Annotated in this window: 7 protein-coding genes; 2 read left to right on the top strand and 5 right to left on the bottom strand. The window is 24.6% G+C overall.

The window, feature by feature from the left end; all coding sequences use genetic code 4:
- Positions 1-31 precede the first annotated feature (31 nt).
- Positions 32-724: a hypothetical protein gene (locus SLITO_RS02065; RefSeq protein ID WP_075058127.1), complete on the top strand. Its 693-nt coding sequence runs from the start codon at positions 32-34 to the stop codon at positions 722-724.
- 1 nt (position 725) lies between these two features.
- Here SLITO_RS02065 and aspS read toward each other — a convergent pair whose 3' ends face one another.
- The 4 genes from aspS to SLITO_RS02045 all read right to left on the bottom strand — a co-directional run bounded on the left by aspS (position 726) and on the right by SLITO_RS02045 (position 8972).
- A complete protein-coding gene (gene aspS, locus SLITO_RS02060) occupies positions 726-2450 on the bottom strand; it encodes an aspartate--tRNA ligase (RefSeq protein ID WP_075058126.1) in 1725 nt (574 codons plus the stop codon).
- Between the two features lie 3 nt (positions 2451-2453).
- On the bottom strand, positions 2454-3689 hold the full coding sequence (hisS, locus tag SLITO_RS02055) for a histidine--tRNA ligase (protein ID WP_075058125.1): 1236 nt from the start codon (positions 3687-3689) through the stop codon (positions 2454-2456).
- Positions 3690-3820: 131 nt separating this feature from the next.
- Positions 3821-4876, bottom strand: coding sequence for a hypothetical protein (locus SLITO_RS02050; protein WP_075058124.1), 1056 nt, complete (start codon positions 4874-4876; stop codon positions 3821-3823).
- 4 nt (positions 4877-4880) lie between these two features.
- Positions 4881-8972 (bottom strand): ABC transporter permease, encoded by a 4092-nt coding sequence (locus tag SLITO_RS02045; protein WP_075058123.1) that lies wholly within the window; start codon positions 8970-8972, stop codon positions 4881-4883.
- Positions 8973-9282: 310 nt separating this feature from the next.
- Here SLITO_RS02045 and SLITO_RS02040 point away from each other — a divergent pair, with 310 nt between their 5' ends.
- The gene (locus tag SLITO_RS02040) at positions 9283-10557 is read left to right on the top strand and encodes a hypothetical protein (protein WP_075058122.1); all 1275 of its coding nucleotides are present in this window, start codon (positions 9283-9285) and stop codon (positions 10555-10557) included.
- A 31-nt stretch (positions 10558-10588) separates the two neighbouring features.
- Here SLITO_RS02040 and SLITO_RS02035 read toward each other — a convergent pair whose 3' ends face one another.
- Positions 10589-12919: a PTS fructose transporter subunit IIABC gene (locus SLITO_RS02035; RefSeq protein ID WP_075058121.1), complete on the bottom strand. Its 2331-nt coding sequence runs from the start codon at positions 12917-12919 to the stop codon at positions 10589-10591.
- Positions 12920-12930 lie beyond the last annotated feature (11 nt).

Raw genomic sequence — 12930 nt, 5'->3', positions numbered from 1 at the left:
TATATAACATTCAATTAGAAAGATAAGAAAAATGATAGAATATTTTAAAACGTTTAAAATTGTTGATAATGATGTTAATAATTTAAAAAATGTTAGACCTTTTTGAACTAAAGAAGTATCAAAAAGCATAAATAAGTTAAAAAAATGAAAAGTCAAATTTAAACATTTAAGTAATTTTGAATTAGAAGTTCCAGAAAAATATGGTGATTATCCTGAATTTATAAAACAAATTAGCAATTACAATAATTTTTTAAATCAAAAAAGTAAAGATATAAAATCAGATATTAAAATATATTCAAAATTATATAAAATATTTTGTGATTATTCTTATATTTTAGGATGAGTAAAATTTATTGAAATTGTTTGCAAATTTTATGAAGACTTGAAATATAAAGAAGTTTCAAATAAAATGGAATACTTTTTAGATCTTGTTAATAAAACATTATTTAGTTTTTTTGAAATATATAAAAAAAATATGTACACTCTAACAGAAAATGATGATTACATTAAATTATTATTAGATAATGTAGCTATACCAAACAAAAATATATTTGTGGTAAACGACATTCTTGGAAATTTATTAAAGTATTCAAAAACTCTTTTTAGAAAGAAAAAGGTTAATGACGCAATTTATATAAAGATTGCATCATCAACCTTAGAACTTGTAAATTTTAATTACTCATTTTCATTTTTCTCTTACAATATAATGAAAAATTTTTATTAATCTATTTTAGTTTTATATTTAATTCATCCAAACTTGATGATTCTACAATATCTGGAGCATTTGTCATTGGATCAATACCAGATGAGTTTTTTGGGAACGCAATAACCTCTCTTATTGAACTGCTATTTGTAAGAAGCATGCATAGCCTGTCGAGCCCTATCGCACAACCTGAATGGTATGGTGCACCATAATTATAAGCATTTACAAATCAACCAAAATTTGATTTGATTTTTTCATTATCAAAACCAATTGCTTTGAACATTCTTTCTTGAATTTCTTTATTAGTAATTCTTTGACTTCCACCACCAAGCTCAAAACCATTAAGAACAATATCATATGCTTTTGCCTTTGCATTTTTGAAGTCAATATCAAAATTATCAATACTTTCATCGGAAGGCATTGTAAATGGATGATGAGCTGCAACATATCTGTTTTCTTCTTCAGAAAACTCAAATAGCGGAAAATTAATGACTCAAAGAAATTTATATTCTTCTCTATTAATTAAATTTTTTAAATTTGCGCATGCATTTCTTATTGCACCCATTGCTTTACTTGCAACATCATAATCTTCTATCACAAAAAGAACCGTTGATTCATTTTTTATATTAAATATTTCTATAATTTGTTTTTTTTCTGATTCATTTAATTTAGAACCTATTGATCCGGTTCATTCTTTTAAATCATATTTTGCAAATCCTAAAATTTCAACAGAGTTTTGCTTACCTACTTCAGTTAGACTTTCAAGTTCTTTCTTATTTAAAAGACCACTTACGCAAATAGATCTAATTGATTTATTTTTTAAGTCTTTAAATAAATTTACGTCTGTATTTTTAAAGCAATCATTTAATGTTTTAATTTCTAAATCAAATCTTAAATCAGGTTTATCTGTTCCATATTTTTCTATAGCATCGCTATAATCTAACCTGATAAATTTATCTTTAAAATCCAAGTTTTTTATTGTTTTCATAACTGTTTTAATAGAGTTTTCAATCATTTCTATAACATCTTCTTGATTTGCAAATGACATTTCCATATCTAATTGAGTAAACTCTAATTGTCTATCAATTCTTAAATCTTCATCTCTAAAACATTTTGCAATTTGGAAATATCTATCAAAACCTGAAATCATAAATAATTGTTTGTATAATTGTGGAGACTGAGGTAAAGCATAGAATTTGTTTTTATTTAATCTTGAAGGAATTAAAAAATCTCTTGCACCCTCAGGAGTTGATTTACCAAAAATCGGTGTTTCAATTTCTATAAATTTATTATCTGAAAAAAAGTTTCTTAAAACCTGATATACTTTATGTCTAATGATAAATTTTTCTTGCATTTCAGGTCTTCTTAAATCAAGATATCTATATTTAAGTCTTGTATCTTCTTGGGCTTCAATATTATTTTTAATTTCAAATGGTGGCAGGTCAGATTTATTAATTATATTTATTTTAGATACTTTTATCTCAATTTCACCTGTTGGGATATCAAAATTTTTTGATTTTCTTTCAATTACAACACCACTAATTTCAATTACAAATTCTGGTTTGATATTTGAAATATCAATTAAATCTTTTTCTTCAATCACCAATTGAGTTATGCCTCACAAGTCTCTTAAGTCAATGAAAGTCATTGCTCCCATTTTTCTTATTTTTGAAACTCATCCTTGTAAAATTATATTTTCATTTAAATTACTTATATTCAACTCACCACAAGTATGTGTTCTTTTCATTTTTTACTCCTTTTTCAAAAATTCTACAATTTTATCAAAACTGATTTTGCTTTCAGTTTTTAATTTTTGATTTTTAATTATTACTACTTTTTCTTTAATTTCATTATCACCTATAATTATTATATTTTTTGGATTATACTTTTCAGAGTTTTTAAATCCGGATTTTAAATTTTTTCCCATGTATTCAAAATCTACTTTTAAATTTTCATTTCTTAACATAAATAATAATATACTTGAAAATGATTTAGCCTTTTCTGAAATTCCAATTATAAAAGCATCGAGTTGCTGATCTTCAAATAATTTTATTTGCTGGTTTTCTAATGATAAAATTATTCTTTCCATTCCCAATCCAAAACCACATGCAGGAATATCAATATTTGACATTTTTTTAAACAAATTATTGTATCTTCCACCACCAATTATTGTTAAACCATTTTCATCAACAATTTCAAAAACTAAACCTGTGTAGTAATCTAATCCTCTTACTAATTTTTTATCCTCATAAAAATTTATGCCTATATTGTTAATGTTTTTTTTAATATTATTATAATATTCTTTGTCACTTTCTTCTAAAAACAATTTCATATCAATTACATCTTCAAGTTGAGATCTATCGATTTTACAGTCAAGCGCTCTTAAAGGATTAGTATTTATTCTTGTTTTACAATCATCACAAAGATTTTTCGAATCTAAATATTTTTTAAGTTCATTAATGTATTTTAATCTTTGTTCACCAATAACTATGTAGTTAATATTTAAAGTATAGTTTTTTAAACCGATAGAATTTAATATCATAAAACAAAGCGAAATAAGTTCTGAATCAAGTTCAGGAGAATTAGGTCCGAATACTTCAACACCAAATTGACTAAACTGTCTCATTCTACCTTTTTGGGGTCTTTCATATCTAAACATATTTGAAAAATAAAATAACTTTAAAGGTAAATTTTCTTGAGTATATAACTTATTTTCAATTACTGCTCTAACAGTCGGGACTGTCCCCTCTGGTTTTAAAGTTAATTCCCTATTCTTCTTGTCTAGAAAATTATACATTTCTTTAGTTACAATGTCAGTTGTATCCCCAACATTATTTTTAAATAATTCTGAACTTTCAAAAACTGGGGTTTTGATTTCATTAAAATTAAAATTATCAACTATATTTCTTATTATAAATTCTAACGCAAAGTATTGTTTTGCTTTAGAATTTATAATATCTTCAGTTCCTCTTGGTTTCTGGATCATTTTATCCCCTCTATAATAAAATTAATAAGTAAATATTATTATTTTTAATAAACATTATGATTATATAAGATTAAATCAATAATTAAAAAGCATTTTTAAATTTAAAAAACCACATAACAATGTAGTTTTAATTATATTACAGTAAAGTAAAATAAAATACCTTTCTCATCGTTTATATAATGAGAGCTATTATTGTATTCTCCACTTTGTTCTATTGGTGATTCAGGTAATTTTTGATCTCCATTATATTTTTTCGAAAATAATCTTATACTATATTGATTTTTTTCTTTATCGTATTCTGGTTTTATATTTTTAATGTCTAAATCATTTAAAACTATTGGTCAATAATTATAGTTTATAGAATTGATTGAAATTAAATACATTAAAACTGTATAAATGCTTGTATCTGGTAAGTTACCAAGACTATATTTTATTTTAAATTTATCATCACCATCTTTAATTATTTCTTCAAATGTTGCTGGAAAATTTATATTATTTTGTCCGGGTGACGAATCAAAAGTTTTAATGTTGTAAGAAAGATCAATCATTCCATAAAAGTTTTTCGGTTTTTCTTTTGGTATAGTATCATTTATTTGTATTTTTGCATGAAATGGGGTTACATCATTTTCAACTTCTGATTTATAATAAGTAATGTTTTCTAAAAGAGTTAATTCATCTGCAATTTTTTGAAGATATTTAATCATAGAAGTATTTCTAAATAAAAGACTGTTTAATAACGTATTTGGTCTATGATCATAAACTTCACCAATTTCAGTAATATTAAAATTATCTTGCAAATACAATGAATTTATAATTTTAATGTAAGCGGTAATTGTATCATTTGAATTATCTTTATTTGTTATTAGAAATCTATAATTCCCATTTCTATATAAATCATCATTCATGGATATTTGAGTTTCATTTTTAAAGACTTTATAATCAATTTTATTTAAGTCATATCCTGCATTGGTTAATTTTGTATTTATAACCTTCAACAGATCTTCATTATATAAGAATTTATCAATTTCAATATCGTCTATATTAATTTTATCAAACCCTGTTTTACTAATAGGCATTATTGGATCTGGTCGTTCAATGTCATCTATAGAGCTGCCTGTTCCACAACCAATGGTTAACAAAGATAAAGTTGGCAATAATGAAATTAAAATTAATTTTAGTTTTTTCATATACCTAACCCCCTAAAATAATGTGAAGCATATTTAATCTTTTTAAAGAGAATCAGCTCAAATTTACACTAAATACATATAACAATCATGAACCAAATATTCCAGGAATGAAATACCATCATTGAAATACTAAAGGTAATACAATTGTAGAATAAATTGTTTTAAGAGCAAAATAGAATGCAAGATAACATAATGCAAAACCAAGAAGAGCACTTACAATAACAACAGGAACATATATGAAAATAAATAATTTTGCTATATATAAATCTTTGTAACCAAGAACTTTCATAGATGATATTATTTTTTTATTTTCACTTATAACTAAATTAATTGTTAACAATATTATTACAGCACTAAGCAATGTTCAAACAAAAATTACTAAAAATATTATTGAATTTACTGTGTTGTTAATTCTTTCTAAAACTTTTTTTGCTTCATTAACTGCTGAAAGGTTATTTATCGATCCCTTAGAGAAAGCATTATACGTTTTTTGATTAGTGCTTCCCCCATTTAATCCAAACATTGAATAGTCACCATACAATTGAATTGTTGAAACACCTTTTGTAATGTCTGTAATACTTTCATCAAGTGAAGTTTTATAATTAAAAATTGGATATTCATTTTTAAATAAATTATTAAATTTATTGTTTTCAGGTTCTTTTATAAATTCTTTAAAACTTTCAAAGGCATTAGCATTTGTTTTATTATCCTTAATAAAAGTAATTAAGTTTTCTAAACCTACTTTATCTTTTGGGTTTTCTCATTCTTTCATGAATAGATTGAACAATAGTTTTTCACTTTTATCAAAACCAGAAACTTTTTTAGCTGTATCATTGTTTATTCAAGCTTGGTTATCACCATATTTATCAACAATACCCACTACTTTATATTTTTTTTCTACATTATTAATTTTTTTATTAATAGAACCATTAGAAAGTGCTTCAGACATTAATGTTGGTCCAACCATATTTTCAGAAGTTAAATCAATGTTAGATTTATAAACATAATCTTCAGTTTGAGTTCCTTCGTCGTTAATTGTTTTATTTTTTCAGTCAGAAACCTTTTGATCTCCTTTTGAGAAGATAGAATTATTATATAATTCTCACGGTGAAGTATTTCCAGTTTTATCAAAAGCATCTAATGAATTAGTATCTCAGCTGTCTATGCTCAATTCTTGATTTTTATAGTTGAGTGCATTGATTAAATGATTCACATTTAAATCAGAACCAACACTTAGGTTTAGTCTTTTTGCAAGTGATTCATTTACTAAAATGTTATTTTCATCTTCAAAAACACTATTAATTAAGTTTTCGCCATTTCTATTTACGAGATTTAATGTTTTATTATCTTTTTCTACACCATATACTTTTGTTTGCAAATTATCTATAGTTGAATTTATTAATATACCAATATCATCACTTTTATAATTGTAAGGGATTGTTCCAAATCCTACATTATAATAACCATCAGGATCACTATAATTTTTTAATAAATATTCTTTGACTCTTGTTGGTGAATTATTATAAATACCTTGTAAAAAAGCTTGTTGAAAATTATTGTAGAAGTGCACTTGAAATCAATTATATATCGAAACAATAGTATTAATTCTTTGATCTTTTCAAACTAAAGAATCCTTAATATCATATAAACTTGTTGATAAAGAATCATCGTTATTAATAGTACCCTCTTCTGTAAACTCAATTAAAGGGTTAGTTGCACCAACTACTTTAAGTTCCTTGTCACCTATTATATTTGGTCTTAATTCATCATTTATTCCAGTTTTGACATAATTAGTTCCCTCACTAAAATAGTCTTGTCTAGATTCATTTTTAAATATATCTTTTAAACCTATAGAATTTTTATATTTTAAGTAAAATAATCTAATAGATTCTAAATCTTCAATTTTTTCAAGTGACTCACTATCACTTATTAAAACTTTAATTAATGCATTTTTATCTCAATATTTATCAAATTTATAGTTTTTAAGATCAGTTCACAAATTCATTATAGTGATTTTGCTAAAATTTTTGATTTGTTCTTCATCTTTAATATCTCCAAAATCAATTTTTAAATCAAAATTTTGCAAATAACTTATATCTATATTTTTATATGACAAATCATTAAGTGTTGATAAATCTTCTGATGGAGAATAAATTTTATTAGATGTATTATTTTCAATTATCATATTCGCCAATTCGCCTGAGCTAAGTTTTTTAGGATCTTTAACATCTGAATATGGATTATAAGTTTTTAAAAAACTTTTAGGACTATTATAAATTGGTGATTCATATTCAGTGATATTATCATATTTTGTATTGTTATAAGTTTTATCAACATTTGTTTTTAATACACCAGGTGTTATGGTTCCTAAAGTAATTAAAAATGAAGAAGTACCTATAACTCCAAAGACAGATGCTAATTTAGTTATTGAACTTGATAAAATTGCTCCTTTAAATCTTGAGTCAAATTTTTTTCTTTTTGTAAATATTTTTTTAAGTAATAAATTAAATTTACTAGTAATTTTTCTATTTTCATAATGAATCATTTCTAGTGGTTTATATGAATTCAATACATAAAAATAAGTCACTAAAGTTATTAATTCTAATAATATAAAAATACCAAATATATTTACTAAAATAGATTCCCATGAAAAATCAAAGCTTAAAATATTAATTTGAAAAAACTTATCAAAAATTCCAACAACAACCTCTTGTATACTAGAACCTATGAAATAACCTGCCAGTCCTCCTATTATCGAAACAAAAAATGGATACAAACTTGTTGAAAGTAATAATGAAGATTTTTTATAACCTAATGAAATCAAAACTCCTAATTGTGGAAAAGATTTTTTTAAGTCATTTTTTATCATTAATATAAGCATAACAATTGCAATTAATAATGTTATACCAGTAACTATATACCCTATTATTTCAAACATTTTAATCGCTTGGTTTATAAAATTAACTCTTGAACTAAACTTATAGTTAGCATCATTTTTTGAATATACAATTTTAGTACTACTCATTAATTTATTGCTAAATCATGAATATAGTTTAATTGATTCGGCTTTTGTTTGACTTGTAAGTACCTCATTTAAGTAATTAATATCTCCATCATTTTTAAATTTACCAACAAAATAAACTTCAATATCACTATTTGAGTTTGCTTTTAACTTTTCATTTGCTTTTAACTCTGCGTTTGTTATTCAAATACGTCTATTTTCATGTTCTGTTAAATTAAATTCATTATTAGGATATATTGCATCATAATAAAAATACTTATACCCAAAATTTTCTGGATTTAAATAAAAAAGAGCCTCATTTTTTGTATCGGGCAAAGGTTTTTCAGAACTAATTACAGGTGTTGAAAAGTCTGCTGATGATCCAAATCCAACTACTTGGAATCAATTTTGTTGAGCGTATTTACTTTCAGGTTTTCAAAGATTAATATCTTTTTTTTCATACTGAGATAAATCAACTTTTAGTTTTTGACTATTTTTTACAAGAACACTATCACCATATTCATCATCTTGTAATCTAACAATGTCATTTATTTTTATATCATTTTGATTAGCAAAATTTTCATTAATATATACTCAAGATTTGGTGTAGTCGTTTGTTGCTCTTGTATAGTTTTTATACAATTCTAACGACATACCTTTTGAAACTACAAATTTGTCAATATTTTGGTATGGATTTAATGTAATTGCTTTTATACTTTTATTTGATGATAAGCTAAAATTTCTTGTTTCAACACGATCAAATAAAAATTCATTTTGTGAATTCAAAAGTTTATCTTGCACATAAGATATAAGCATATTGTTTTTTTGATTTTCATCAGATATAGATTTAAAATTATCTTTTAAATAATCATTTTCATAAGTAGTATTTTCTAAGTCAATTACAAAATCATGTAAATTACTATTTTTTTCTGAAATAAAATTATCAAATGATTTTTTAATCCTACTAGTTGATGAAAAACTTGCTGTAAATATAAAAGACGATAGTAAAACCAAAACTAATATCGCAACAAGTTGTATTTTATTTTTTATTAAGTTTTTAAATGAATTTTTAAAAAAAGGTTTTTGTTTATTCATTATTTTATAACTTCCTGTTCTTATTTCGACAATAAAAATAAAAAAAATAAACTTGCATAAATATAAAATAAATAATATTTTATATTTATGATTATATCAATTTAAAAAGTAATAAAACAAAAAAAATTTGGAAAATTTACTCTAAAAATTTTATAAAATAATATAAAAAATAATACAATTTATAAATTTAAATCTATAAATTGTATTATTTTTATAATATTTTTTATATTAATAAAATAGACAACCCTAAAGAGACCAAATTATTTAAAATTTTTTTAAATAATTGTTTCTACAGAAAGGGTGTTTTTTTATGCCGAAAATAATAGACAAAAAGATAAAATTATTAGCAATTAAGAAATTTCTTGCTGGTGAAAAAGCTTCTAAAATTGCCGAAGAATTAAATTTAAAAAGTGGACAACCACAAATAAAACAATGAGTAAAAAGATATAATATTAATGAACTAGAAAGCGAATTAGATTATTCGCCTTGTGAGGTTAATATTTATATGAAAAAAGACATTGAAAACAAGATTCTTAAAGAAGAAAATAAAAAGTTTGAAAAAGAATTAAGTAAACTTAAAAAAGAAAAACTAAAAGATAAGGCTAAAATAAATTTTTTGGAAAAGCGCATGCCTTCTTGCATGAATTTATCGAAGACTCAAATGAAGATAGAAACAAGTAAGAAGGTTTGAAAAAATAACACCTATAACATAATTTATTTTGATAATTCTACTGAATTAAGCATAAAAGATAAATGCAAAGCTTTATTTGTTAATTTTGCTAACTATGCAAAATGAAAAAATAAAAATCAAAAAGAACTATCTGAAAATAAAAAAGTAGAATTAAAAAGAAAATATAATGATAAAGCGATAGACTTAATAAACAAGTTTTCAAAAAAGAATGGATCTTCTGGTTCAAGAAATGTAAGTTCTTGAATTAGAGATGTTTTTAATATTAATGTTAGTTACAAAATAATAAATGAATTAAGAAAAAATAAGTTAGTTGATCTAGTTAAAATTAAAAGAGATTCTAAAAGAACCACTCACCAAAGAGGAAACGTTGTACCAGACTTAATTAAAAAAGATTTTAGCACACAATATAACTTTCAAAAAATTGGAATGTATGGTTCTTACTTAGACCTTATAATTAAAGGAAAAAAAGTTAAAATATTAGGAGAGTTTGCCTACAATTGATATAACAGGGAAATGATTGCTTATAATTTTGATTTAACTGAAAATTCAGAAATTGTTAAAAAAACTATTTGTGAAGTAATAGAAGTTATTAATAAACATAAGGTTAGCCATTCAATAATTCAAACTGATAGAGGAACCGCAAATACATCTTATGCTGTTAAAAATGTTATTGATTTATATCCGAATGTTGTTTTATCAATGTCTGAGTCAGGGTTTAAACATAATGCACCAACAGAATCTTTGAATGGTTGATATAAAGAATGTTTTTTTGCACAATACGGTAATGAATTTAAAAATTTTCAAGAATTCAAATTATTATTCGATCAATTTATAATTAAAAGAAATAACTTGCAAAATTACTTATATAATAAAAAAAGAAACCAAATATTATAAAATATTTCTGGTCTCTTTAGGGTTGTATATTCTAATTTCTTCTGTGTTCTTTTTTTTGTTGTTTTAACTCTTTATTTTTTTCTATTTTTAATAGTTTTTCTTGTTTTGCTTTTTCTGATTTTTCTAAATAAATATTTTGTTTTTCTTTTAATTTATTTTCATAAGTTTCATAGTTAGATATTTTATTTTTTAGATCTAAAACTTTTTTTTCATATTTATTATTTTTCTCTAATAAATTTTTAAATCTATTTAATTTATTATTTAATGATTCTTTAACACCATTAGTAGAATCTAGTATTAATACCCCTCTTTTAATGTCAATTAATCTTCAAAAACTTAAAGTTAGTGCACTAACAACTACAGCAATTGATAAACCTAATAATGTAAATCCAATTCCTGCACCTATTGACAACCCTGATAAAGTACCAGAAGAGTCAGCTACTTTTGATGATAATAACGCAAACACAAATATACCACCATGACTAGCAGAAAGTGTAACTTTTCCCAAACCAATAACTAGTCCTACAATTGCTCCACCTAACATTGCGCTTACTGCAACTCTTTTAGGGTCTTTAACCATAAATGGTATTGCTCCCTCTGACACAAAACATGCTCCCATTAATCAATTGGCTTTAGCTGCATCTTTATCTTTTAATGTTCAAACTTTTGGAAACATAATTGTTGAAGCAGCAATCATAATTGGAGGCACCATACCAGCAACCATTGCAGATGCCATTACTATAGTTTGTTGATCATAACCAACTAAAGTACTATCTTTTATAAGTTCACTACTTACTGCAAGATTACCTATTGCATAGGCTATTTTATTAATGGGTCCACCCATATCTACACACATCATAAATCCAATTAAAACTGATACTACTACTAGTAGATTGTTAACGGCTAACCATTGTATACCTGACTGAATAGAACTCATCAAATAACCTAGTGGTATATTAATTGCAAACATAACAAGACTTATAGATAGTAATGATATAACTGGTATAAACACAATGTCTCTAACTCCAGTTAATGATTTTGGAAATTTTCTCATCGCTTTACTTCATCCGAATACTAGCAATGCAGCTATGTACCCTCCGAATAAAGCTCCTATAAATCCAGATTCATTCCCTGCAATATTCGATGGTAATAATTTTGTAAATAATCCATCTCATTCTTTTACATCACTAAACTTTCCTACATACGCAAATTTCATTACATTTGTTGACAATAAACCTGCAATCATTCCAGGCATCAAACCTTGCGAACCTACTATTGAATATGCAATGTAAGCCCCTAAAATTGGCACCATCATAGTCATCGCTGTCTTACCTATTGCTGAAAATCAACCAGCAGCTGGATTTGTAACACCAAATAACCCTTTTGCATCACCATTACCTGCTGCAAAATCAATTAAAAATCCGATACCTAATACAATACCACCAGCAACTACAAATGGTAACATTCTTGATAAACCTCCAAGTAAATTACCTTTTACATCAAGGAATTTTTTAAGTGTTAATTCTCCTGAACCTTCATCAGTATCTGCTGCTGCTTTAATAGTTTTTAATCCTTCTCCTAATTGAAACTTTTCTATTAGTTTATCACCTTTAAATATTACTTCTTTTGTAGAAGTGTCCAATACTTTTTTTCCATTAAATCTTGAAAGTCCTTCAAGAGCTTTATCATGACCAAAAATAATAATTTTTGCATTTTCAATATCACTTTTAGTAAGTTTATTTTCAGTACCTCTTCTACCTTGAGTTTCAATTTTAACTGTTAAACCTTTTGATTTTGCATATTCTTCAAGTTTTTCAGCAGCCATATAAGTATGAGCAATACCTGTTGGACAAGCTGTTATACCAATTAAATCATATCCTCCATCATTATTTGTTTTTTTATCCTCTTTAGTTTCATTTTTTGATAATGCTTTTTTAACATCATCAATTTTGCTAGCATTTCTTAAAGTTTTTTGAACATTTGATTTCATTAAATATCCTGATAAATCAGCTAACGCACTTAGATGTTCATTTCCATCTTTTCCATTTGTCATAATCATAAAAACTAAATCAATTGGTTGATCATCCAATGATTGTCAATCAATTTTATTTTTTAATTTAACAAATGCAATTGCAGATTCTTTAACAGTAGAATTTAATACGTGCGGTATAGCAATACCATCTCCAACACCAGTTGAACCTTCTGATTCTCTTCTATAAACTGCTTTTCCAAATTCTTCTTTTGAGTTTATAAATTTATTTTTTAAAAGTTCATTAGATAAAAATGTTATAACTTCTTCTTTTGTTTTTAAATCTTTTTCAAAAAATGATATTTCTTTTTTAAATAAGTCTTTTAATTCCATATTAAATTCCT

Source organism: Spiroplasma litorale (genome assembly GCF_001267155.1).
GTDB classification, from domain to species: Bacteria; Bacillota_I; Bacilli_A; order Mycoplasmatales; family Mycoplasmataceae; genus Spiroplasma_A; species Spiroplasma_A litorale.
This window is presented reverse-complemented; position numbering and strand designations above follow the sequence as displayed.